This window comes from Neisseria sp. CCUG12390 (assembly GCF_047837985.1).
Lineage (GTDB): Bacteria > Pseudomonadota > Gammaproteobacteria > Burkholderiales > Neisseriaceae > Neisseria.
In genome coordinates this window covers 2,261,656-2,286,307 of the sequence record NZ_CP181244.1, presented here as the reverse complement: position 1 = coordinate 2,286,307, position 24,652 = coordinate 2,261,656, and the positions used below count along the sequence as shown (strand labels likewise).

Annotated in this window: 23 protein-coding genes and 2 tRNA genes; 20 read left to right on the top strand and 5 right to left on the bottom strand. The window is 50.5% G+C overall.

From position 1 onward, the window contains the following. The first annotated feature begins 1 nt into the window (after position 1). Entirely contained in the window at positions 2-772 is a 771-nt protein-coding gene (locus tag ACM67E_RS10565) for an ADP-ribosylglycohydrolase family protein (protein ID WP_416192779.1), read from the top strand. 85 nt (positions 773-857) lie between these two features. On the opposite strand, the gene ACM67E_RS10560 is transcribed toward ACM67E_RS10565, so the two are convergent. From ACM67E_RS10560 to ACM67E_RS10550, 3 genes are all read right to left on the bottom strand, one after another. Next, a tRNA-Ala gene (locus ACM67E_RS10560) sits at positions 858-933 on the bottom strand. A gap of 42 nt (positions 934-975) precedes the next feature. Next, positions 976-1,052, bottom strand: a tRNA-Met gene (locus ACM67E_RS10555). Positions 1,053-1,200: 148 nt separating this feature from the next. After that, complete coding sequence (locus ACM67E_RS10550; protein ID WP_416191396.1) at positions 1,201-2,355, bottom strand: class I SAM-dependent methyltransferase; 1,155 nt, start codon at positions 2,353-2,355, stop codon at positions 1,201-1,203. Between the two features lie 349 nt (positions 2,356-2,704). Between ACM67E_RS10550 and mraZ the strand changes: the two genes are divergently transcribed. From mraZ to ftsZ, 18 genes are all read left to right on the top strand, one after another. Next, a complete protein-coding gene (gene mraZ / locus ACM67E_RS10545) occupies positions 2,705-3,160 on the top strand; it encodes a division/cell wall cluster transcriptional repressor MraZ (RefSeq protein ID WP_416191395.1) in 456 nt (151 codons plus the stop codon). Further along, positions 3,157-4,116: a 16S rRNA (cytosine(1402)-N(4))-methyltransferase RsmH gene (gene rsmH / locus ACM67E_RS10540; protein WP_416191394.1), complete on the top strand. Its 960-nt coding sequence runs from the start codon at positions 3,157-3,159 to the stop codon at positions 4,114-4,116. Before mraZ ends, rsmH begins: the two co-directional genes overlap by 4 nt. A 50-nt stretch (positions 4,117-4,166) precedes the next feature. Beyond that, a complete protein-coding gene (gene ftsL, locus ACM67E_RS10535) occupies positions 4,167-4,433 on the top strand; it encodes a cell division protein FtsL (RefSeq protein WP_416191393.1) in 267 nt (88 codons plus the stop codon). 81 nt (positions 4,434-4,514) lie between these two features. Then, positions 4,515-6,263, top strand: a complete 1,749-nt coding sequence (locus ACM67E_RS10530; RefSeq protein WP_416191392.1) for a peptidoglycan D,D-transpeptidase FtsI family protein — start codon at positions 4,515-4,517, stop codon at positions 6,261-6,263. A 25-nt stretch (positions 6,264-6,288) separates the two neighbouring features. After that, the gene (locus ACM67E_RS10525; protein WP_416191391.1) at positions 6,289-7,767 is read left to right on the top strand and encodes a UDP-N-acetylmuramoyl-L-alanyl-D-glutamate--2,6-diaminopimelate ligase; all 1,479 of its coding nucleotides are present in this window, start codon (positions 6,289-6,291) and stop codon (positions 7,765-7,767) included. 16 nt (positions 7,768-7,783) lie between these two features. Continuing rightward, positions 7,784-8,152 carry a hypothetical protein gene (locus tag ACM67E_RS10520; RefSeq protein WP_416191390.1) on the top strand — a complete coding sequence of 123 codons (369 nt, stop codon included), beginning with the start codon at positions 7,784-7,786 and terminating at the stop codon, positions 8,150-8,152. A 54-nt stretch (positions 8,153-8,206) separates the two neighbouring features. Beyond that, the gene (locus tag ACM67E_RS10515) at positions 8,207-8,725 is read left to right on the top strand and encodes a M23 family metallopeptidase (protein ID WP_416191389.1); all 519 of its coding nucleotides are present in this window, start codon (positions 8,207-8,209) and stop codon (positions 8,723-8,725) included. A gap of 100 nt (positions 8,726-8,825) precedes the next feature. After that, positions 8,826-10,193 (top strand): UDP-N-acetylmuramoyl-tripeptide--D-alanyl-D-alanine ligase, encoded by a 1,368-nt coding sequence (locus ACM67E_RS10510; protein WP_416191388.1) that lies wholly within the window; start codon positions 8,826-8,828, stop codon positions 10,191-10,193. A gap of 230 nt (positions 10,194-10,423) precedes the next feature. Then, positions 10,424-11,506: a phospho-N-acetylmuramoyl-pentapeptide-transferase gene (mraY, locus tag ACM67E_RS10505; RefSeq protein WP_416191387.1), complete on the top strand. Its 1,083-nt coding sequence runs from the start codon at positions 10,424-10,426 to the stop codon at positions 11,504-11,506. A 198-nt stretch (positions 11,507-11,704) separates the two neighbouring features. Further along, on the top strand, positions 11,705-12,475 hold the full coding sequence (locus tag ACM67E_RS10500; RefSeq protein ID WP_416191386.1) for a hypothetical protein: 771 nt from the start codon (positions 11,705-11,707) through the stop codon (positions 12,473-12,475). 1 nt (position 12,476) lies between these two features. Beyond that, positions 12,477-13,814 (top strand): UDP-N-acetylmuramoyl-L-alanine--D-glutamate ligase, encoded by a 1,338-nt coding sequence (gene murD, locus ACM67E_RS10495; RefSeq protein ID WP_416192778.1) that lies wholly within the window; start codon positions 12,477-12,479, stop codon positions 13,812-13,814. A gap of 119 nt (positions 13,815-13,933) precedes the next feature. Further along, entirely contained in the window at positions 13,934-15,091 is a 1,158-nt protein-coding gene (gene ftsW, locus ACM67E_RS10490; RefSeq protein WP_416191385.1) for a putative lipid II flippase FtsW, read from the top strand. A gap of 5 nt (positions 15,092-15,096) precedes the next feature. Continuing rightward, the gene (gene murG, locus ACM67E_RS10485; protein WP_416191384.1) at positions 15,097-16,164 is read left to right on the top strand and encodes an undecaprenyldiphospho-muramoylpentapeptide beta-N-acetylglucosaminyltransferase; all 1,068 of its coding nucleotides are present in this window, start codon (positions 15,097-15,099) and stop codon (positions 16,162-16,164) included. A 153-nt stretch (positions 16,165-16,317) separates the two neighbouring features. Continuing rightward, positions 16,318-17,724: a UDP-N-acetylmuramate--L-alanine ligase gene (murC, locus tag ACM67E_RS10480; RefSeq protein ID WP_416191383.1), complete on the top strand. Its 1,407-nt coding sequence runs from the start codon at positions 16,318-16,320 to the stop codon at positions 17,722-17,724. 60 nt (positions 17,725-17,784) lie between these two features. Beyond that, complete coding sequence (locus tag ACM67E_RS10475) at positions 17,785-18,696, top strand: D-alanine--D-alanine ligase (protein WP_416191382.1); 912 nt, start codon at positions 17,785-17,787, stop codon at positions 18,694-18,696. Next, positions 18,686-19,402, top strand: coding sequence for a cell division protein FtsQ/DivIB (locus ACM67E_RS10470; RefSeq protein WP_416191381.1), 717 nt, complete (start codon positions 18,686-18,688; stop codon positions 19,400-19,402). The genes ACM67E_RS10475 and ACM67E_RS10470 overlap by 11 nt, the downstream gene beginning before the upstream one ends. Before the next feature lie 47 nt (positions 19,403-19,449). Beyond that, positions 19,450-20,694: a cell division protein FtsA gene (gene ftsA / locus ACM67E_RS10465; RefSeq protein ID WP_416191380.1), complete on the top strand. Its 1,245-nt coding sequence runs from the start codon at positions 19,450-19,452 to the stop codon at positions 20,692-20,694. Positions 20,695-20,928: 234 nt separating this feature from the next. Beyond that, complete coding sequence (gene ftsZ, locus ACM67E_RS10460) at positions 20,929-22,140, top strand: cell division protein FtsZ (RefSeq protein ID WP_416191379.1); 1,212 nt, start codon at positions 20,929-20,931, stop codon at positions 22,138-22,140. Positions 22,141-22,711: 571 nt separating this feature from the next. Here the strand turns inward: ftsZ and murU are convergent. Then, positions 22,712-23,410 (bottom strand): N-acetylmuramate alpha-1-phosphate uridylyltransferase MurU, encoded by a 699-nt coding sequence (gene murU / locus ACM67E_RS10455; RefSeq protein ID WP_416191378.1) that lies wholly within the window; start codon positions 23,408-23,410, stop codon positions 22,712-22,714. 216 nt (positions 23,411-23,626) lie between these two features. Here murU and ACM67E_RS10450 point away from each other — a divergent pair, with 216 nt between their 5' ends. Beyond that, entirely contained in the window at positions 23,627-24,106 is a 480-nt protein-coding gene (locus tag ACM67E_RS10450) for an META domain-containing protein (RefSeq protein WP_416191377.1), read from the top strand. Between the two features lie 44 nt (positions 24,107-24,150). Here ACM67E_RS10450 and hpaC read toward each other — a convergent pair whose 3' ends face one another. After that, complete coding sequence (gene hpaC / locus ACM67E_RS10445; RefSeq protein WP_416191376.1) at positions 24,151-24,651, bottom strand: 4-hydroxyphenylacetate 3-monooxygenase, reductase component; 501 nt, start codon at positions 24,649-24,651, stop codon at positions 24,151-24,153. Between the last annotated feature and the right edge of the window lies 1 nt (position 24,652).

Sequence of the window (24,652 nt, the reverse complement as noted above, 5' to 3'; positions counted from 1 at the left end):
TATGCTGGGTGCGGTTATTGGCGATATTGTCGGTTCGCCGTTTGAATTTGATCCTTATAAAAATACCGATTTCGAGTTGTTTCGATCAGATGCTGATTTTACCGATGATACGGTTTGCACGGTCGCAGTGGCCGATTGGGTAAACCGGGGCTGTCAGGATAATTTGGCTGTTATTTTGCAAAATTGGTGCCGGCGTTATCCGAATCCTAAAGGCGCATACGGTGCTCGTTTTCGTGAATGGATTTTTTCAGAGAATCCGCAGCCGTACGGCAGCTGGGGCAATGGTTCGGCCATGCGGGTATCGGCGGTGGGATGGGCTTTTGATAATTTGGATGACGTTTTGCATTATGCTGGACAATCGGCCGCAGTGACGCATAACCACCCTGAGGGCATCAAAGGTGCCCAAGCTGTGGCGGCAGCGGTTTATTGGGCAAGAAAAGGGAGAGATAAGGCGTTTATCCGCAGGCAAATTGCCGATAGGTTCGGTTATGATTTGAACAGAAACTGCGACGACATCCGTCCGAATTATCGGTTTGACGAAAGTTGCATGGGGACGGTACCGCAAGCCTTGATTGCGTTTTTAGATAGCGAAAATTTCGAACATGCATTGCGTCTGGCTGTCTCGTTGGGTGGCGACAGCGATACTTTGGCAGCCATAACAGGCAGCGTTGCCGAAGCGTATTATCAACAGATTCCGGAGGATATTAAGAAGAAGGCATTAGCCATTGTACCTGATGAGATGCAGGAAATTTTGTTGGGAATGAAGAGATGAGGCCGTCTGAAAGAGTCAGCCGTTCGTTGTTTAGGTATTAAAAGCCAATAAAAAAGCCTTGTCTGAGACAAGGCTTTTTTAAAACTGGTGGAGGTAAGCGGGATCGAACCGCTGACCTCTTGCATGCCATGCAAGCGCTCTACCAACTGAGCTATACCCCCCTAGGAAAACGAGTTGAAATCATCATTTCAACTCGTTAGAACTGGTGGCGAATCAGGGATTCGAACCCCGGACACAAGGATTATGATTCCTCTGCTCTAACCGACTGAGCTAATTCGCCGTTTCGTGAAGTGGCTATTATATGTTTTTTTGCACGGTTGGCAAGAGTAAACGTTGAAAATTTTTATTGATGATTGATTTTAAATGGTAAAAATACAGTCAACAGATTGAGGCAGGCCGTCTGAAAAGTTTCAGACGGCTTGTGTTTTTTAAAGTTTATGACTGATGTCTCCGAATTGAAAACCTGGCCAATCCGTATCGATGTGCTTACCGAATGCGATCACTTTGAATAACTCTCCCATTTCGTGTTGATTCAGCAATTTCTGTACTGCCGCAGCTTCGCGTAAATAGGCAGCCGAACCTACATCGCCGACGGCGGCCAATAAATCGGTTATGCCCAAATTGATAAGAAAGTGTGCCTGTGTGGTGTAGCCGATGAAGTCCAATCCGGCGTCCGTAGCTGCTTGGGCGATGTCGGTGAAATTGACATGGGCAGTCAGATCGGTCAGGCCAACGTGAAAAAACGGGTCATGAATGGTGTGGTGGCGGTAATGGCCGATTAAAGTGCCGTCGTTACGTTGGGGGTGGTAATACTGCGCGGCATCAAAGCCGTAGTCAATCCAAATCATCGCGCCGCGCGATAATTTTTCTGAAAGCGTGCGGATAAATGCGTGTTGTGTCGGATGAAGTTCGCTGGTGTAGCCGTCGATTTGTGGGAAATATTGTTTGGCAGCCGCTATGAGATTTGCGGATTGCAGGGGTTGGGCAGTTTGAGTGAATTGCCGGTTGGTCATGCTGACGCCGATTTGGTGGAAAGCGTCCGATTCGTAGCGTATCCGTTCGACGGGCATGGCATCAAGCACTTCATTGCCTAAAAGGATACCGTCGAATGTATCAGGCAGGGTTGAGAGATGAGTGACTTTTGCTGCTGACTCGGGGGGGAGGTGCTGTTCTATCCATGAACGTTGGCGTTGTGCCAGCTCGGCAGATAATTCAATGATGTAATAATGGTTGAGGCCGTCTGAAAGGCTGGGAATCAAATCGGCGGCCAATTGTCCCGTGCCTGCGCCGAATTCGTAAATATTTCCCGCGGTTTGCGGTAAAAGCCCGTTGAGTTGGCGGGCAAGTGTTTGGGCAAATAAAGGAGAAAGCATCGGGGCGGTAACAAAATCTCCGGATGTACCGATTTTTCGGCTGCCGCCGGTGTAGTAGCCGAAAGAGGGATGATACAGAGCCAGTTCCATGAAGTTCGAAAACGGCAGCCAGTTGTTATTAGCGATGATTTTCTGCTCAATTTGCGCGCATAGTTGCCGGCTTGATTCAAGCGCATCATTGGACGGTTGTGGGAGGGACTGTGGCTTCATGACTGTTAGATAATGTAAAAATTTAGAATTTGCCGGGACATTATAGCCGTATCGGAAAGATGTAGGAATTTAATATTTAAACACAATATTTTGTGTATTTCTTTCTTATCAGATACTACATATTGTAGTTTTATTGCAATCGGGAATGGGTGATATGGTTTCTTGGGTTAGTGTATTGAATATATATTACTGTATTTTAACGGTTTTTTGATGATGTTTGACTGTGTTGTATGGGTGGGGGCGATTTGACCGAATTATCAAAATTTCTTATAGTGTAGCCTAGTGGGGTAAGGTGGGCGAAAGTGTCAGGATTACCCAAAATTTTATCAATCAGCGAAAGGGCGGAAACGTGTTTGGCGGTTCTCATGAATTGAGCATAGACAATAAAGGGCGGTTGGCCATTCCGGCTAAATTCCGCGACCTTTTGTCGCGCCAATACACGCCGTCGCTGGTGGTGACGCTGGATTCCCGCCAAAAGCTGCTGCTCTATCCGGAAGCGGAATGGGCGCGTGTTTCGGCGCAATTGCTGGGTATGAAAGTGGCAGGGAATCCCGTTTTGCAGCGTTATCAAAATTTGCTGTTGCACAATGCGGAAACTTTGGAATGGGACGGATCAGGCCGTATTCTGATTTCTGCCAATTTGCGCAAGCGTGTCGATTTCGATAAGGAAGTGACTTTGGTGGGTCGTGCCAACCGTTTGGAATTGTGGGGCCGCCAACAGTGGGAAGCCGAAATGGAGCAGGCTTTGGATATTGATCCTGACGAGCTGTCCTTCCAATTGAGCCAAACGGATTTGCAATTGTGAGCCAGGCTGGAAATTATCAACATGTCACCGTTTTGCTGCATGAAGCTGTCGATGGCTTGAATGTCCGTGAAAACGGTATTTACGTCGACGGCACATTCGGTAGGGGAGGGCACTCCCGCCTGATTTTATCGAAACTGGGTGCGGCAGGCCGTCTGATCGTATTTGACAAGGATCCCCAGGCCATTGAGGTTGCCAAGGCCTTGGCCGGGCAAGATAAGCGGGTAAGCGTGGTGCATGACGGTTTTGCTACTTTTCAGACGGCCTTGGATAAATTGGGCATTGAAAAGATTGACGGTGCTCTGTTTGATTTGGGTATTTCTTCGCCGCAAATCGACGAGGGGAGCCGTGGCTTCAGTTTCCGTTTTGACGCACCTTTGGATATGAGGATGGATCCGACCCGAGGCATGTCGGCGGCGGAATGGCTGGCGGTAGCAAGCGAACAAGATTTACATGAGGTGATTAAAAATTATGGTGAAGAGCGGTTTAGTCGCCAGATTGCGCGCGCCATTGTTGCAGCGCGTGAGGAAACGCCCATCGATACAACCCGCAAGTTGGCGCAGCTTGTGGCGCAAAACGTCCGTACTCGTGAGCGCGGACAAGACCCGGCGACGCGTACCTTCCAGGCAGTTCGCATCTTTATTAACCGTGAGCTCGAAGAAGTAGAAGCCGTATTGCCGCAGGTGGCAGGCCGTCTGAACGAAGGAGGCAGGTTGGCGGTAATAGCCTTTCATTCGCTGGAAGATCGGATTGTAAAGCAGTTTATGAAAAAATATTCCCAACATGCGCCGCTGCCGCGTTGGGCCGCAGTAAAAGAATCCGATTTGCCGAAGCCGCCTTTGGTTTTGGTAGGTAAAGCCATCAAGCCGGGCGAAACGGAAATATCGGCTAATCCTCGTGCACGAAGTGCCGTGTTAAGGGTGGCCGAACGTACCGGCGGCAGTTTTACTGCATCATAATCAATATACGGTTCATAAGGCCGTCTGAAAAATAGACTGTCTGAGACGAGATGAATAAATTAAACACTATTTTATTAGTTGCTGTTTTTCTCACGGGAATGGCGGTCGTGACGATACAGGATAAATCAAGGCAGCATTTTATCGCTTTGGACAAAGCGCAAAAACAGCAAATCAAACTTGAGCAGGATTATGCCCGCTTGAAGCTTGAGCAGGCGCGTTTGGCCAATCATAAATTGATTAAAGTCGCTGCCGAAAAGCAAAACCTCCAGCCTCCTGCTTCCGGTAATACGGTCATGGTGGAGAGGCGGGAACGTTAAATTGCCGACATGAAATAAAATAAATTCAGGGAAACGGTGATGCGCCGTGTGCGCACAAGTATTAAATATGAGAAGTTTAACATGTTGATTAAAAACGAATATAAACCGCAAATGATTCAAAAGCCGGTGAAAATCAAGAAACCCATCACCAGTGATGGGCGTATTTACTTGGTTTTAAGCCTGATTGCGATTGCTTTTGCCGTTCTGTTGGGGCGCGGTTTTTATTTGCAGACGAGCCAGCACGCATTTTTGAAAAGTCAGGGCGACCAGCGTTTTGTGCGTACTTTGAGCCTGCCGGCTTCGCGTGGCATGATTACCGACCGTAACGGAGCAACTTTGGCTTTGAGCGCGCCGACCGAATCTCTATATGCGATGCCTTCGGGTATGGATGAAATGCCGACTGCCGAACAAATGGCGCAATTGTCAGCGATTTTGGGTATGCCGGTCGAAACGATTGAAGAGCGTTTGAGTCGGAAGGATCGTGATTTCGTTTATTTAAAACGCCAGTTGAGCCAGGAAACAGCCGACACTATTACCGCATTGGGTATTAAAGGTTTGGGTTTTCAAAAAGAATTGAAACGCCATTATCCGATGGGTAATCTGTTTGCCCATGTGATCGGCTTTACCAATATCGACGGCAAAGGTCAGGAAGGCTTGGAATTGTCGCGTGAAGACAGTTTGCGCGGTGAGGACGGGGCTAAAGTGGTATTGCGCGACAATAAAGGCAATATCGTCGACAGCTTGGATTCTCCGCGCAACAGCGAACCTAAAAACGGCAATGATATGGTGCTCTCCCTTGACCAACGCATTCAGACTTTGGCTTATGAAGAATTGAACAAAGCCGTTGCGCATCACCAAGCCAAAGCAGGTACGGTGGTGGTTTTGGATGCGCAGACCGGTGAGATTTTGGCATTGGTCAACAGTCCTGCCTATGATCCGAATGTTCCAGGCAAGGCAAACAGCGAGCAGCGTCGCAATAGGGCTGTAACCGATATGATCGAGCCGGGTTCGACCATGAAGCCGTTTACCATTGCCAAGGCCTTGGATTCCGGCAAGGTTGATGCGGATGAAGTGTTCAACACCATGCCGTATAAAATCGGTAATGCCACCGTGCGCGATACCCATGTTTATCCTAGATTGGATGTGCGCGGCATCATGCAGAAATCTTCCAACGTCGGCACGAGCAAACTGTCGGCCATGTTTCAGCCTAAAGAAATGTATGATTTTTATCATGATTTAGGCGTGGGTGTGCGTATGCATTCGGGTTTTCCGGGTGAGACGGCCGGCTTGTTGCGCAGTTGGCGCAGATGGCAGCCGATTGAGCAGGCCACCATGTCTTTCGGCTACGGTTTGCAATTGAGCCTGCTGCAATTGGCGCGTGCTTACACCACCTTGACGCACGACGGTATTTTGCTGCCGGTCAGCTTTGAAAAACAGGCGGTTGCGCCTAAAGGCAAACGCGTGATGAAAGCCGAGACCGCGCGTAAGGTTCGCGATATGATGGTATCGGTAACCGAGCAGGGCGGTACGGGTACGGCCGGTGCGGTGGACGGTTTCGATGTCGGAGCCAAAACCGGTACAGCGCGCAAGCTGGTCGGCGGCCGTTATGTCGATAATAAGCACGTTGCTACCTTTATCGGCTTTGCCCCGGCCAAGAATCCGCGTGTGATTGTGGCGGTAACCGTCGATGAACCGACCAAAAACGGCTATTACGGCGGTGTGGTTGCAGGGCCTGTCTTTAAGGAAGTGATGGGAGGCAGCCTGAATATTTTAGGCGTATCACCAACCAAACCTTTGACGGAATTGAAGCAGAAAGCAAAAGCCTCCTAAATTTCAAGCCATAAAAGAGAAAATTATGTTCAGCAAGTTAGTTCCATTGGCTGAAACCGACTTACCTGCTCTGCTGTGTGAAAACGCAGCAGGGCGTTTGTTGCATTCAGACAGCCGTCAAATCAAAGCCGGCGATATTTTCATTGCCTGCCAAGGCGAATATACAGACGGCCGAAGCTATATCCCTGCAGCCATTGCCAACGGAGCGGCTTTTGTGTTTTGGGACGACGACGGTAAATTCCAATGGAATGCCGAGTGGAACGTGCCGAATCAGGGCATCAAAGACTTGAAACACCGTGCCGGTATTTTGGCTGCCGAAGTGTACGGCAATGTTTCAGACGGCCTCAGAGTGTGGGGCGTAACCGGTACCAACGGCAAAACCTCTATCACCCAGTGGTTGGCCCAAGCCGCTGATTTGTTGGGTGAACCCTGCGCCGTCATCGGTACGGTGGGCAACGGTTTTTGGGGCAGGCTTGAAGAAGCCACCCACACTACGCCCGACCCCGTGACCGTACAAACCTTACTGCACCGCTTTAAAAACCAGGGTGCAAAAGCAGTTGCGATGGAAGTATCCAGCCACGGCCTCGACCAATTCCGCGTCAACGGCGTACCGTTTCAGACGGCCGTATTCACCAACCTGACGCGCGACCATCTTGATTATCACGGTACGATGGAAGCCTACGGCGAAATCAAAGCGCGTCTGTTTTACTGGCAGGGCTTGCAACATGCCGTGATCAACGTGGACGACGGATATGGAGAGGCACTCGCAGGCCGTCTGAAAACCGAATGTCCCGAATTGCAGGTATACGGCTACGGTTTCAGCGAACAAGCCGACATCAAAATCGCCGCTTTCCAAGCGTCTTCAGACGGCATGAGCGTGGTTTTCGATACCCCGTGGGGCAAAGGCGAATGCAAAAGCCGTTTACTCGGTCGTTTCAATGCGCAAAACCTTGCGGCCTGTGTCGGCGTACTTTGCGCCAACGGTTATCCGCTGGATAAAGTGTTGAACGTATTGGCACAAATCCGTCCGGCTACCGGCCGCATGGACTGCATCATGAACAGCGGCAAACCTTTGGTCGTTGTCGATTACGCCCACACGCCCGATGCGCTGGAAAAAGCACTTGCCACCTTGCAGGAAATCAAGCCGCAAGCTGCAAACCTTTGGTGCGTATTCGGCTGCGGCGGCAACCGCGACCGCGGCAAACGCCCGCTGATGGGTGCGGCTGCCGCGGCCGGTGCGGATAAAGTCGTCGTAACCAGCGACAACCCGCGCATGGAAAATCCGCAAGACATCATCAACGACATTCTGCCCGCGGTAACCCATCCCGAAAAAGTCGAAGCCGACCGCCAAGCCGCCATCGAATACGCCGTAGCACATGCCGTCGCGAACGACATTATCCTGATTGCCGGCAAAGGGCATGAAACCTACCAAGACGTTCAAGGCGTGAAACATCATTTTTCCGATTTTGAAATTGCGGAAAACGCGCTGGACAAGCGTGGATAAAGAAAGGTTGGAACAGATGAAAATCACGACAGGTTTATATTTGGCCGCTTTGTTGGCCTTGGGTGCATGCGGCGGCCAAACGGCCGACAAACCCGCCGCGCAAGCAGAGGCCGGCAACGGCGAAGTATTCAAGTTCACCAAAACCAGCCACAGCGTCAATCCGCAATATACCCTATTCGGATTGCGCCATCTGGTTATGAACAACCGCACTTACGCAAAAAAATATTCTAAAAAGCATCCTGAGCAATGGAAGGTCGGCGAAGAACACTTCCGTCGTGCCGAAAATGCGTTCCAAACCGACCAAGTCGAAACGGCCGATGAAGCATTCCGCGCCGCGATGGAACAATATCAGGTCATTTTGAAAGCAGAAAAAGTACAAGGCTGATTTCAGACGGACTTGGTTGTCGAACAGGCCGTCTGAAAGCCGACAGGAAGATTTATGTTTCTGAAACCGCAAACCTTATTATTAATGGCAGCAGTCCTGCTGCTCGCCGCCTGCGGCACAGGCAAACTGCCGCGCCCCAATGCCGAAATCGCCGCCCTGCGCGCACAAATGCCGCCGGCCGAACAAAGCCTGATCAATCCTGTCAAAGACCACAGCTTCAGCGATACATGGAATGCCGCACGCAGCGGCGGGCGCAGACACGAAGGCGTCGATATTTTCGCCAAGAAAAACACCAAAATCCGCAGCACCACCGACGGCATCGTCACTAAAATCGGCAGAAATCGGCTCGGCGGCAAAATCATCGGCATCCAAGGCCCGGGCGCATGGCACTATTACGCCCATCTCAACAAATTTGCAGGCCTGAAATTACACGAACGCGTGAAAGCAGGCCAAACCATCGGTTATGTCGGCGACACGGGCAACGCCAAAGGCACACCGCCGCACCTGCATTACGGCGTTTATCTGCCAAGCGGTGCGGTTAACCCGTATCCGTTGATTGATCAGAATAAGTAGGTATGATGAGCGGCCACAGCCGCATAATCGTATGCAAACCGTTAAATTTCGGAAACATCATCGGAAACATCATCATTGTTGGAAGAAACACGAACCCAAAATGCAACCACTAGACCTAAACTTCATCTGCCAAGCCCTGAACCTGCCCATGCCGTCTGAAAACCAAGCGGTAACGCGCATTGTTACCGACAGCCGCGATATTCAAAGCGGCGATGTGTTTTTTGCACTCTCGGGCGAGCGGTTTGATGCGCATGATTTCGCGTCGGACGTTTTGGAACGCGGTGCGGCGGCGGCGGTGGTTTCGCGTGAAGATTGCGCGGCTTTGAAAGGTGCGCTGAAAGTGGGCGATACGCTGGAAGCCCTGCAAACCTTGGCAAAAGCGTGGCGCGACAATGTGAATCCGTTTGTGTTCGGCATTACCGGTTCCAGCGGCAAAACGACCGTGAAAGAAATGCTGGCCGGCGTGTTGCGCCACCGTTTCGGCGATGAAGCCGTGCTGGCGACCGCAGGCAATTTCAACAACCACATCGGCCTGCCGCTGACTTTGCTGAAACTCAACGCAAACCACCGCTATGCCGTGATTGAAATGGGCATGAACCATTTCGGCGAATTATCGGTTTTGACCCGAATCGCGCAGCCTGATGCCGCGCTGGTGAACAATGCCCTGCGTGCGCACGTCGGTTGCGGCTTCGACGGTGTGGGCGACATTGCCAAAGCCAAAAGTGAGATTTACGAAGGCCTGTCTTCAGACGGCCTTGCCCTGATTCCGTGCGAAGACGCGAATGTTGAGACGTTCAAGGCCGCGGCAGGCCGTCTGAAAACGCAGACTTTCGGTGCGGAAACCGGTGATGTCCATGCTGAAAATATCGTATTGAAGCCGCTGTCGTGCGAATTTGATTTGGTGTGCGGCGGCGAACGCGCGGCGGTGGTGCTGCCTGTTCCCGGCCGCCACAATGTCGCCAATGCCTGCGCCGCCGCGGCTTTGGCGCAGGCTGCCGGTTTGAGTCTGCAACAGATTTCAGACGGCCTGAAAAACTTCAGCAACATCAAAGGCCGTCTGCAAATCAAACAGGGCATCAAAGGCGCGACGGTGATTGACGATACCTACAACGCCAATCCCGACAGCATGAAAGCGGCGGTTGACGTATTGGCCGCTTTGCCTGCGCCGCGCGTGTTCGTGATGGGCGATATGGGCGAACTCGGCGAAGACGAAGCCGCCGCCATGCATGCCGAGGTCGGTGCGTATGCCCGTGACAAAGGCATCGAGCTGGCCTATTTCGTCGGCGACGACAGCGTAGAAGCGGCGGAAGCGTTTGGTGCGGACGGCTTGTGGTTTGCGGCGAAAGATCCGCTGATTCAGGTCATGCGCCACGATTTGCCGGAAAACGCGCATGTTTTGGTCAAAGGCTCGCGCTTTATGAAAATGGAGGAGGTGGTCGAAGCATTGGTCAATGCTGAAGCCGTCTGAACATTTCGGACAGCCGAACCTGTATCCGGCAAAGTGGAAAGCAATGTCGAAATGCAGGATTCGGAAATTTTGACTGGTGATGAAAATTTGAGGAGCGGAGTATTTCCGGTCCGACGGAAATCATCCTTTTTTGAAATGCCGTCTGAAAAATTTTCAGACGGCCTTGAATAATCAACCTTGCAGGGTAGCGGTGTTATCCTGCTGACAATAAAAGAAATAAGGAAGTAGTAATGTTTTTATGGCTTGCCCATTTCAGCGACTGGTTTTCCGCGCTGAACGTTTTCCAATACACCACGTTCCGTGCGGTGATGGCGGCATTGACCGCGCTGGTGTTTTCGCTGGTGTTGGGGCCGTGGACGATCCGCAAGTTGACGGCTCTGAAAGTCGGTCAGGCCGTGCGTACCGACGGGCCGCAAACCCATTTGGTGAAAAACGGTACGCCGACGATGGGCGGCTCGCTGATTCTGACGGCCATTGCCGTGTCCACCATTTTGTGGGGAAACTGGGCAAACCCGTATATCTGGATTCTGCTGGCGGTGCTGCTGGCAACGGGTGCGCTGGGCTTTTACGACGACTGGCGCAAGGTGGTTTACAAAGATCCGAACGGCGTGTCGGCCAGATTCAAGATGGTGTGGCAGTCGACCGTTGCGCTGCTCGCCGGTATTTTCCTGTTTTACGCGGCGGATCTGCCTTCCAGTACGGCGTTCATCGTGCCGTTTTTCAAACAAATCGCCTATCCTTTGGGCGGGGTCGGCTTTGTGGTGCTGACATATTTTGTCATTGTCGGTACGTCTAACGCGGTGAACCTCACCGACGGTCTCGACGGCTTGGCGGCGTTTCCGGTGGTATTGGTTGCCGGCGGTTTGGCGGTTTTTGCCTATGCCAGCGGCCACTCCGAATTTGCGCGCTATCTGCAGCTGCCTTATGTGGCCGGTGCCAACGAAGTGGTGATTTTCTGCGCGGCGATGTGCGGCGCGTGTTTGGGCTTTTTGTGGTTCAATGCGTATCCGGCGCAGGTGTTTATGGGCGACGTGGGTGCGCTGGCACTCGGTGCGGCACTCGGTACTGTGGCCGTGATTGTGCGTCAGGAAATCGTGCTGTTTATCATGGGCGGTCTGTTTGTGGTGGAAGCCGTTTCGGTGATGTTGCAGGTGGGTTGGTACAAACGCACGAAAAAACGCATTTTCCTGATGGCGCCGATTCACCACCATTATGAGCAAAAAGGGTGGAAAGAAACGCAGGTCGTGGTGCGCTTTTGGATTATCACGATTGTGCTGGTGTTGGTCGGATTGAGCACCTTGAAAATCCGCTGATTAAAACAAGCCGTCTGAATGCTTTATCGTTCAGGCGGCTTTGGATCAGCAGGACAGGGTGTCAACCTACCGTCTCAAATGGTATCGATCGGGAGAGGTGGATTATTTATATTTGCCTTACAAGGAATAATTTATTGAGTAAGGCTTTTTAATAGGCTGGTTTCAAAACAATAAAATAAAGAATGGTATGTGAATTAAATGATTGATGATTCTTTTATAAGTTACGCGGCAGGAATTTTAGGTGATACGGACAATGGTCTGAGTGGTGGGGAGATAGTTCGATATTGTAATGAATATGCTGTTCGCTACGATAAGAAAATACCTTACTCTGTATATCCTTTTCCTAAAGATAAAGGAAAACCAAAAAAAGCAACGGTTTTAGCCGAAAATTTACGGGCTTTTGAGCCTTCTCAGCAATTTTCCATTATTAAAGACCTATGTGCTAAACCGAAATTTACTGATAACAGCGAAGTGCTAGATTTGTCAGTTACGTTGTCATCCCGATACTCCCAGCTTTCAGAAGGGGATGGTGCTGTTAATGAGATAATTCAAGAAACTAAGCATTGGTTAGATAAATATCCTAATGTTTTGAAGCATTATCAGGCTGCTCTCCAAAAGAGAGAACATAATATTTATTCAAGAAATTTGTTGGATGATTTGAGACTTTCGTTAGAAGTTTTAATGAAGGAAATTTTCGGCAATGAAAAGGCATTAGAGAATCAAACTAAGGATTTAGGGCAATTTTTAGAAAATAATGGTATTTCTGCGGCCATAAGAAATCTTTATTCTACAGTCATAGGTAAATATAAAGATTACCAAAATAATAATGTTAAGCATAATGACAGCTCTCAAGCCATTGAAGTTGCTTTTCTGATAGAACTAACTACGGTATTGATGAGATTTTTAGTCCAATTGGATTTGCAGACAGCATCAAATAGACCAAATGAAAAAGTAGATGGGGATTGGTAAAATGAACTGGCAAAACCAAAAAATCTTAGTTGCCGGTCTAGGCGGCTCGGGCATTTCGATGATTGCGTTTCTGCGTCGGGAAGGGGCTGAAGTGGCGGCTTACGATGCGGAGCTGAAGCCCGAGCGCGTGGCGCAAATCGGCAAAATGTTCGACGGTTTGAAATTTTATACAGGCCGTCTGAAAGACGCGTTGGCGGAAGGCTTCGATACGCTGGCCATCAGCCCGGGCATCAGCGAACGCCAGCCTGATATTGCCGGATTTAAAGAAAACGGCGGCCGTGTGTTGGGCGACATCGAAATCTTGGCCGGCGTGTTGAACGCGCGCGGCGACAAGGTTGTCGCCATTACCGGCAGCAACGGCAAAACCACCGTGACCAGTTTGGCCGGCTATCTCTGCATCAAATGCGGGTTGGATACCGTGATTGCGGGCAACATCGGCACGCCGGTTTTGGAAGCCGAGTTGCAGCGCGAAGGCAGAAAAGCCGATGTGTGGGTGTTGGAGCTGTCGAGCTTCCAACTGGAAAACACCGAAAGCCTGCGGCCGACGGCGGCGACGGTGCTGAATATTTCCGAAGACCATCTCGACCGCTACGACGACTTGCTGGACTATGCGCACGCCAAAGACAAGATTTTCCGCGGCGAAGGCGTTCAGGTGTTGAATGCCGATGATGTGTTCTGTCGGGCGATGAAGCGTGCCGACCGTGCGGTACGGTGGTTTTCGATTGAGAAAGAGGCTGATTATTGGCTGGAACGCGAAACAGGCCGTCTGAAACATAGCAGCGATGATTTACTGGCAGCATCCGAGATTCCGCTGCAGGGTTTGCACAACGCGGCCAATGTTTTGGCTGCCGTCGCCTTGTGCGAGGCCGTCGGTTTGCCGAGAAAAGCATTGCTGGAACATGTGAAGACTTTCCAAGGCCTGCCGCACCGCGTGGAAAAAGTCGGCGAGAAAACCGGCGTGGTCTTTATCGACGACAGCAAAGGCACGAATGTCGGCGCAACCGCCGCCGCGATTTCGGGTCTGCAGAATCCGCTGTGGGTGATTCTGGGCGGCGTGGGCAAAGGGCAGGATTTTTCGCCGCTGAAAAACGTGTTGGCAGGCAAAGCCAAGGGCGTGTTGCTGATTGGCGAAGACGCACCGGTTATCCGTCGCGATTTGGCGGGCTGCGGGGTAGAAATGACCGATTGCGCGACCTTGGAGCAGGCGGTTCAGACGGCCTATGCGCAAGCCGAACCGGGCGACGCGGTGCTGCTCAGTCCGGCGTGCGCCAGCTTTGATATGTTTACAGGATACGCCCACCGTGCGGAAGTATTCGTTGAGGCATTCAAGGCTTTGTAGGCTTTTGCAAAAGCGGTTCGAACCGGCTATTGCCTTTAAAATAATGTAATTTTTTTCAGACGGCCTCCATGCGTTAGGCCGTCTGAACACTTTATCCATGCTGTAATGATTGTCCGATTATGAACTTATCTAAAATCCTCGACCGCCAGATTGTACGCAGCGGTCAAAAAATCGATGTGTCGCTGTTGTGGATGCTTATCCTGATGACGGCCTTCAGCCTGCTGATGATTTATTCGGCCTCGATTGCTTATGCGGCGGCAGAAGGGGGCGACCAGTATTCGTTTTTGTACAAACAGGCGCTTTTTGTGCTGCTGAGTATCTTGGTCTGCCTGCCGGTTTCGCTGTTTACCATGAATTTCTGGAAAAAAATCATGCCGTGGTATTTCGTCTTGTGCCTGATTTTATTGGCCGCGGTATTGGTGGTGGGGCGCGAAATCAACGGTGCGACAAGGTGGATCCACATCGGGCCGGTGAACCTTCAGCCGACGGAGATGTTCAAACTGGCAGCGGTGCTGTATTTGGCCAGCCTGTTTACGCGTAAGGCGGAAGTGCTGCAGCACTGGAAGCGCATGATTAAGCCTTCTATCCTCTTGGCCGTGGGGTTGGGGATGATTATGCTGCAACCGGATTTCGGCTCGTTTGTGGTGATTATGGTCATCATCTTGGGTATGTTGTTTTTGGCGGGATTCCCTTGGCGGTATTTTATCGTCCTGATCAGTGCGGTGGCGTTGTTGGGTGGTGTGATGATTATGGCGGCGCCTTACCGCATGGCACGCTTTGCCGGTTTTCTCGACCCGTGGGCAGATCCTTTGGGTAAAGGCTACCAGCTGACCCATTCCTTGATGGCGATTGCACGCGGGGAATGGCTGGGCGTGGGCTTGGGGGCGAGTTTGGAAAAACGTTTTTACCTGCCCGAAGCGCATACCGACTTTATTTTTGCCGTCATCGGTGAAGAATTCGGTTTTTTAGGCATGTGCGTGCTGGTGTTCTGCTACGGCTGGCTGGTGGTGCGGGCTTTGTCCATCGGTAAGCAGGCACGGGACTTGGATTTGATTTTCAGCGCGTACGTGGCCAACGGCATCGGCATCTGGCTCGGTATTCAGAGTTTTTTCAACATCGGTGTCAACATCGGAATTTTACCGACCAAGGGCTTAACCCTGCCGTTGATGTCTTACGGCGGATCTGCGGTGCTGGTTATGTTAATCTGTATGACGTTGTTGTTGCGGATTGATTATGAAAACCGCCAAAAAATGCGCGGTTACCACATAGAAGGATAGATTGGATGGGCGGCAAGACATTTATGCTGATGGCCGGCGGAACCGGCGGCCATATTTTCCCCGCATTGGCCGTGGCCGATTCGCTGCGCGCACAGGGGCATCATGTGATTTGGCTGGGCAGCGAAGGGGCGATGGAAACGCGCATCGTGCCGCAATACGACATTCTGCTGGAAACGCTGGCGATTAAAGGTGTGCGCGGCAACGGGCTGAAACGTAAGCTGATGCTGCCGTTTACCTTGTTCAAAACCATCCGCGCCGCGCAACGCATCATTAAAAAACACCGCGTGGCCTGCGTGGTCGGTTTCGGCGGTTTCGTGACGTTTCCCGGCGGTGTGGCGGCCAAACTGTGCGGTGTGCCGATCGTGATTCACGAGCAAAACGCCGTGGCCGGTTTGTCCAACCGCCAGTTGTCGCGCTGGGCGCAACGCGTGCTGTATGCGTTTCCGAAAGCGTTTGAACACGAAAACGGTTTGGTCGGTAATCCCGTCCGTGCCGACATTGCCAATCTGCCTTCTCCCGAAGAACGTTTTGCCGGAAGGACAGGCCGTCTGAAAATTCTGGTCATGGGCGGCAGCTTGGGGGCGGATGTTCTCAACCAAACCCTGCCGAAAGCATTGGCCTTGCTGCCCGAAAACGAACGTCCGCAAATGTATCACCAATCCGGCCGCAACAAATTGGGCGGTCTGCAGGCGGAGTATGATGCCTTGGGCGTAGAAGCCGAATGCGTCGAATTTATTACCGATATGGTTTCCGCTTACCGCGATGCCGATTTGGTCATCTGCCGCGCCGGTGCGCTGACGATTGCCGAACTGACTGCCGCCGGTGTGGGCGCATTGTTGGTGCCTTACCCGCATGCGGTGGATGACCACCAAACCGCCAACGCCCGTTTTATGGTGCACGCAGAGGCCGGGCTGCTGTTGCCGCAGCCTCAGCTGACGCCGGAAAAATTGGCAGAAATCTTAAGCGGGCTGACGCGCGGACAATGTCTGCAGTGGGCTTGCCGGGCACGAACCTTGGCTCTGCCGCACAGTGCCGACGATGTGGCCGCCGCCGCTATTGATGCTTCAATCTGAGCCTTGCGTTTAAGGCCGTCTGAAAAACCGGTTGCGTTTTCAGACGGCCTCGGATTCTGTGTTAATCATCCTTTACAATAAAACAATGGCGCATAACACGGCAGCCCTTTAGAATAACGCTTTCAAGCAAAAATCTGACTTCGGAACACAATCATGATGAAAAATCGAGTAACCAATATTCACTTTGTCGGCATCGGCGGCGTCGGAATGAGCGGCATTGCCGAAGTTTTGCATAATTTGGGTTTTAAGGTTTCCGGTTCCGACCAGTCGAAAAACGCCACGACCGAGCATTTGTCCGGGTTGGGCATCCAAGTGTATCCCGGCCATACCGCCGAACATGTCAACGGTGCGGACGTTGTCGTGATTTCTTCCGCCGTGAAGGCCGATAATCCCGAAGTGGTGGCGGCCAATGAGCAGCATATCCCCGTGATTCCGCGCGCATTGATGCTGGCGGAGCTGATGCGTTTCCGCGACGGCATCGCCATTGCCGGTACGCACGGCAAAACCACGACCACCAGCCTGACGGCCTCCATTCTGGCGGCTGCCGGCTTGGATCCGACCTTCGTCATCGGCGGCAAACTTACCGCCGCCGGTTCGAATGCGCGCTTGGGGCAGGGCGAATACATCGTAGCGGAAGCCGATGAATCAGACGCATCGTTTCTGCATTTGACGCCGATTATGTCGGTGGTGACCAATATTGACGAAGACCATATGGATACTTATGGTCACAGCGTAGAGAAACTGCACCAGGCATTCATCGATTTTATCCACCGTATGCCGTTTTACGGTAAAGCGTTTTTGTGCATCGACAGCGAATATGTGCGGGCGATTGTACCGAAGGTGAGCAAACCTTTCGCCACTTACGGCTTGGATGATACCGCTGATATTTACGCCGCCGATATTCAAAGCATGGGTGCGCAAATGAAATTTACCGTGCACGTGAACATGAAAGGCCACGAACAAGAGCCGTTTGAAGTGGTGCTGAACATGCCTGGGCGGCACAACGTATTGAATGCTTTGGCAGCCATCGGCGTCGCCTTGGAAGTCGGCGCTTCGGTGGAGGCCATCAAGAAAGGCCTGCTCGGCTTTGCCGGTGTGGGCCGCCGTTTCCAGAAATACGGCGAAATCGCATTGCCCAAAGGTGGGAAAGCCTTGCTGGTTGACGATTACGGCCACCATCCTGTGGAAATGGCCGCCACCGTATCCGCAGCGCGCGGTGCATACCCTGACAAACGTTTGGTATTGGCTTTTCAGCCGCACCGATATACCCGCACCCGGGATTTGTTCGAGGATTTCACTAAAGTACTGAATACCGTCGATGCGCTGGTGTTGACCGAAGTGTATGCAGCCGGTGAGGAGCCGATTGCGGCAGCCGATTCGCGTGCGTTGGCGCGGGCCATCCGGGTTTTGGGCAAATTGGAACCGATTTATTGCGAAAACGTGGCCGAATTGCCGCAAATGCTGCTTGACGTGCTGCAGGATGGTGATGTGGTGCTGACCATGGGAGCGGGAAGCATCAACAAAGTACCGCAGGCTATGGTGGATGCGGCAAAACAATGATAGGGAAAGGCCGTCTGAAAAAGAGGCCGTCTGAAAAAAAGTAGAAAGAATAAACACAGTATGCAGAATTTTGGCAAAGTGGCCGTGTTGATGGGCGGTTTTTCGACCGAACGCGAAGTCTCATTGGAAAGCGGTGCAGCGATTGTGGCGGCATTGCAGAACAAGGGTGTCGATGCCCATCCGTTCGATCCTAAAGAAACCCCGTTGGACGAATTGAAAACCCAAGGTTTTCAGACGGCCTTCAATATTTTACACGGCACATACGGCGAAGACGGCGCAATTCAAGGTGCGCTGGAATTAATGGGTATCCCCTATACCGGCAGCGGTGTCGCCGCTTCAGCCATCGGTATGGACAAATACCGGTGCAAACTGATTTGGCAGGCGTTGGGCTTGCCCGTGCCGGAATTTGCCGTATTGCGTGACGACAGCGATTTTGATGCGGTTGAGAAAAAATTGGGTCTGCCGATGTTTGTGAAACCTGCTGCGGAAGGAAGCAGCGTCGGTGTCGTTAAAGTTAAAGAAGCAGGCCGTCTGAAAACCGTTTACGGAGAATTGAAGCATTTGCAGGGCGAGATTATTGCCGAACGTTTTATCGGCGGCGGTGAGTATTCCTGCCCGGTGTTGGGCAGTCGTGCGCTGCCGAGCATCCGCATCATTCCCCAAACCGAGTTTTATGATTGGGAAGCCAAATACAAACGGGACGATACGGTTTACCAGTGCCCGTCCGATTTAAGCGAAAATGATGAAAATCTGATGCGCGAATTGGCCGTACGCAGCGCGCAAGCCATCGGTGCGGAAGGTTGTGTTCGGGTGGACTTTTTGAAAGATTCCGACGGTAAGCTGTATCTTTTGGAGATCAATACACTCCCGGGTATGACGGGGCACAGTTTGGTACCGAAATCCGCCGCCCAGACCGGCTTGGATTTTGCCGATTTATGTCTTGAAATTTTGAAAACTGCTCATGTGGGATGATGCCGGCGCCTTGGGGCGATTAACGAGATGGTTGTTTTTGGTCGTGGCGCTGTTGTTTGTCGGAACGGGTGCGGCATGGGTGTACCATTCCAATCACTTTCCCGTCAAAGAGGTCGCTATTGAAGGCAAACTTCATCATGTCGACGGGAAAGAGCTGCAAACGATTGCACAGAAGCACCTCAGCGGCAATATTTTCCGTGCCGATATGAATGCCGCACAAGAAGCGTTTCAAAAATTACCGTGGGTAGATTCGGCTTTGGTAAGCCGCCGTCTGCCGGATAAAGTAGAAATCCGTTTAACCGAGCGGATTGCCGTCGCAAAATGGAAAGATGGGGGCTTGGTCGACAGCAAAGGTAATGTTTTCCAAGCCACGGTTGATCAAAACCTGCCGGTTTTCGAAGGCCAACCGGGCACAGGTAAAGACATGGTCAGACACTACAACGAATTTACTGAGATTCTTGGTGTGCGTGATCTGAAAATGAAAGAACTGATTTACACACCGCGTTCGGCATGGTCTGTCGTATTGGATAACGGCATCACCGTGCGCTTGGGACGTGAGCACGAAATCAAACGCCTGCAGGTTTTTGCCGAAATTTGGCCAAGCCTGCTGCAAAAACACCAAAACCGCCTGTCGTATGTCGATATGCGCTATAAAGACGGGTTTTCGGTGCGGTATAACCAATCTTTGGAAGAGCCGTCTGAATGATTTCGGCTCAGAAAAAATACAACATTAAATGAAATGAATGGGAAGTTATGGAACAAGGTAAATATATCAGTGCATTAGATATTGGCACATCAAAAGTGATTGCACTCATCGGGGAAGTGCAGGAAGACAATGAAATCCATATCGTCGGTTTGGGTCAGGCACCGTCCCGCGGTTTGAAGGCCGGTATGGTTACCAATATCGATGCGACTGCACAAGCCATCAAACAGGCAGTCAACGAAGCGGAATTGATGGCGGATACTAAAATTTCCCATGTCACCACAGGTATCGCAGGGAATCACATCCGCAGCTTGAATTCGCAAGGCGTAGTCAAAATCAAAGACGGCGAAGTGAGTCAGGCCGACATCGACCGTGCCATCGAAACCGCCAAAGCCATCAATATTCCTCCTGATCACAATATTCTGCATACCGTTGTACAGGAATACATCATCGACAATCAGCCGGGTGTGAAAGAGCCGATCGGTATGAGCGGTGTCCGCTTGGATACGCGTGTGCATATTATTACCGGTGCCAATACCGCGTTGCAGAACATCCAAAAATGCATCCAGCGTTGCGATTTGCAGATGGATCAGATTATGCTGCAACCTTTGGCCAGCGGCCAAGCCGTATTGACGGAGGATGAAAAAGATTTGGGCGTATGTGTCATCGACATCGGCGGCGGTACGACCGATATCGCAGTTTATACCAACGGTGCCATACGCCACACCGCCGTGATTCCTGTGGCAGGCGATTTGATTACCAAAGATTTGGCACAAGCTTTGCGTACGCCGCATAGTGCTGCTGAATATATCAAAATCCATTATGGCGTAGCGATTCCGAGCATGGACGGTTTGGATGAAATGGTTGAAGTGCCGAGTGTGGGTGACCGTTTGCCGCGCCAAATTTCGCGCCGGGTTTTGGCCAGTGTCATTGGGCCGCGTGTCGAAGAAATTTTAGAATTAACCTTGAATGAACTGCGCCGCTCAGGCTTTCCCGAGGAAGTGCTTACTTCAGGCATCGTATTGACCGGCGGAGCTTCTATGCTGACCGGGATTGTCGAATTGACGGAAGAAATTTTCAATCTGCCTGCGCGTATCGGAGTGCCTCAGGAAATGGGCGGCGTATCCGAGCGTATCCGCAACCCGCGTTATTCTACTGCCATCGGTCTGCTACAGGCTGCTCGCGGTGAAGAAGACGGTATGCCGGTTACCGGTGCTGTTCAGCTTCACAGCAATGACGGGGAAAAACTCAGCCTGTGGGCCCGCTTCCAAAAATTCTTGAGAGATAATTTTTAATCCCTTAATCATCATTTCTTTTGATGCAAATATTCAGACGGCCTATTTGATCTGAATGATGACTCAATTCGGATAAAAGCGAACTGTATGTTTTTTGTTAAAAAATGCGGATATAATTTATTTGTAACGGTGGCGCATCAGAAGTATTTTGCAAGTCATCGCTTACTTCTTATATAATACGCAGCAAGAGTTTATTTTTAACCGTCCTCACAGCAGGGCGCGAGGAGTATTTGAATGGAATTTGTTTACGATGTAGCGGAATCAGCCGCAAGCCCTGCGGTCATTAAAGTCATCGGTTTGGGCGGTGGCGGTTGCAATGCCATCAACAATATGATTGAAAACACTATTCATGGTGTCGAATTCATCAGTGCCAATACTGATGCCCAATCTTTGGGTAAAAATAATGCTGCCAAACGCATCCAGTTAGGAACCAACCTGACCCGTGGTCTGGGTGCGGGCGCCAATCCTGAAATCGGGCGTGCTGCTGCCCAGGAGGAACGCGAAGCGATTGAAGATGCCATCCGCGGTGCGAATATGTTGTTCATTACCACCGGTATGGGAGGCGGTACCGGTACGGGTGCCGCACCGGTTGTGGCGGAAATCGCTAAAGAAATGGGTATTTTGACTGTGGCTGTCGTAACCCGTCCCAGCAATTTCGAGGGTAACAAACGCGGTCATATTGCACAAACCGGCTTGGAGCAATTGAAAGGCCAAGTGGATTCACTGATTGTGATTCCTAACGACAAACTGTTTACCGTATTGGGTGAAGATGCCACCATGCGCGAGGCATTCCGCGCTGCAGATGATGTATTGCGCAACGCAGTAGCCGGTATTTCCGAAGTCGTAACCAATCCGGGCTTCATCAATGTCGACTTTGCCGACGTGAAAAACGTCATGGGTATCAAAGGTATGGCCATGATGGGTTCAGGTTTTGCCCAAGGTATTGACCGTGCACGCTTGGCAACCGAGCAAGCCATCTCCAGCCCGTTGCTTGACGGTGTGACTTTGGATGGTGCACGCGGTGTACTGGTAAATGTGACTACTGCCCCCGGCTGCCTGAAAATGTCGGAATACGGCGAAATCATGAAAGTCGTGAACAGCAATGCCCATCCTGATGCGGAATGTAAATTCGGTACGGCAGAAGATGAAAATATGAGTGAAGATGCCATCCGCGTCACCATCATTGCTACCGGTTTGCAAGAACATGGTCATTATATGCCTCCGGTGCGCACTTCTTCCCGTGTGCAACAAAGCTTAGGTGGTCGCGATCATCAAGAATTTGCCCCGCAACAATCTCAGCAGACACACAACATTGACGGGTTGGTACGCTCAGGCCGAGGTACGCGCGGCATGAATCTGACCGCTGCTGATTTCGGTAATCAATCGGTTTTGGATGACTTTGAAATTCCGGCTATCTTGCGTCGCCAAAATTCATCTGATCACTAATTGGAATGAATAATTAAAAGCCTGCTTTACAGCAGGCTTTTTTGTTGGTGGGATTTAAATTCTGTATTTCAAAGGGTTATGTAGGGTATTGAGTTATGTTGATAATATAGTCGTTTCAAATAAAAATAACACGGCGTTACCAGCTCCCTTATGTATAGGTGTGTACACGACGGTCGCTGTTGCCTTGCCTTATTTCTATTTTAAACGACAATATTTTATAAGTTCGGGTCTATTAGCTATAAAAGTCCGCTGTATCTCTATGCAGGTTGAAAATTACAGAAAGTTAAAATTCTCGATTCCCACTCGTGTAAGAAATCCCAGCGTTGTTTACACTTTTCTTTTTTACTTGAAAATCCATTTTGGGATTTTTGAGTGCCATCAAAAATGCCGAAAGGCACGGCAAAGCCGTATGGTTATGGATAATATTCAAAAATCCTAAGACAATCGTTCGGGAAAAATAAAAGCTGTTTTGCATGGAAAGTGTAAGCAATCCAACGATTTCCTACATTTAGGCCGTCTGAAAATTTTTTCAGACGGCCTAAATTATATTGATTCTTTATGGTCTTGATATTTATCCCCAGCTTTCCGCCAATCGATTCGCTTCCTTCAAGCGTTCAATAGTGCCGACATCCAGCCAAAGTCCGATATGGTGTAGGCCGCTGACTTGACCACTGTCCATTGCGGTACGCAAAAGCGGTGCGAGTTTGGCGGCTTGATGGGCGGGCGTATTTTTAAATAAATCAGGGTGGTAAACCCCGATGCCGCTGAAGGTCAAGCTTTCGCCTCTATCAGGGGTGGCTACAATCCTGCCGTCTGAAAGTAGGCCAAAATCGCCATTCGGGTTGTGCGGAGGATTGGTAACTAACCATAGATGTGCCAGTTGATTGGTTTGGCTTAATAAGTTTGCGGCAGGAAAGGCCGTCTGAAAATCGATGTCGGTCAGTACATCTCCGTTAATGACTAAAAAAGGTTCATTGCCCAATAAAGACAGGGCAGTTGCTATGCCGCCTGCGGTTTCCAAGCCTCCGGATAATTCTGGTGAGTAAGCGATATTGACACCGTATTGTGACCCGGTGCCTAAAGTTTGTTCGATTTGTTTGCCCAGCCATGCATAGTTAATGACAATTTCTGTGATACCTGCTTGTTTCAGACGGCGTAGATGCCAGCCGATAAGAGGCTCTTTGCCGACTTTTAATAATGGCTTGGGACGGGTGTCGGTTAACGGGCGCATACGCTCTCCTCGTCCGGCAGCCAGAATCATTGCTTTCATGTGTGTATCCGGGAATTCTGATAAATGTTCACAATTGTATAGCTGACGAGATGCTTCGGCAAGTTGAGCTTTTTACACAATGTACATTTATCGTTTTTAACATCCGATAAGCATAAAATTCGGGTGTTTTTTTAATAGTCATTTATAGTGTTGGCATAAATAAAAATTCATCATTATGGGGCTGCGTAATTTCAAACTGTTCAGAAAGAATCAAAGATGAAGAAAATTGTATTCCTTTTTCCGTTGTTTTTATCAGCCTGTTTTCCGGTGGTGGTTCCAGTGACGAATCCGATGGATGAGGCGCCTAATATTTATGGTGCTTGGCGTTTGAATGATGTCGGTGGTTTTTCGCCGAATGATCCTAACGCAGTTTTTACTGTTAATAATAGTGATGACGGCTTTAGTGTAATCTCCGAGTGCGCTAAGGTATCAGGCCGCTATAGTATTGGTGAGAATTATGCATTGATGTTTAACCAAATGCGTGCAGATAATCGGTGTGAGGAAAATGTGGCAGAGCGGCGGTTGCCTCAAGAATTAGGTAATGTACGCAGTTATCGTTTTAATTCGCGCCATTTGGAGCTGTTAAATGAAGAGGGCAGAGTGATATTGTTAGGCAAGCGTTTCCGTAATGAAAAATCAGCAGGGCCGTCTACATCGGGTGAGACACTGTATCTTTTGGATGCACGCCGTCACTAAAACTAAACAAAAGGCCGCCTGAAATTTTTCAGACGGCCTTTTGTTTATGCCAATGATTTGAATTGTCTGCGGAAATATAATAGCGCCGGAGAGGTTAGGTCGGCTATTTTGATTTCGTTGAGTCGGACGTAAAAAATATAGTGCGTCCCAATTTCATGCTGCTCAATGATACGCCCATGTAAATGAGCCAATGCGCCTTCTACTTGGAGTTGGCCGGTTTGACCACGATGCCAAATATGATATTCAAAACGCTCTTCCGGAGAAAGGCTGGTCATGCCTGCGAAATGTTCGGCAATGTCTTGCTGGCCGTCTGAAAGCGTATTGATGCATAAATCCCGGTTTTTCAGCAAAATTGGGATAATACCGGCCTCGCGGTTAATGCACAGCATGACAGTGGGTGGTTCATCCGTCACGGCGGTTACGGCGGTCATGGTGATACCGTAGCGTCCGGAAATGCCGTCTGTCGTAATGACGTGTACCCCTGCGGCAGCAGAAGCCATAGCATCACGAAACGGTTGCTTGAGTGTGTGTGTTTGGGCAGCCATT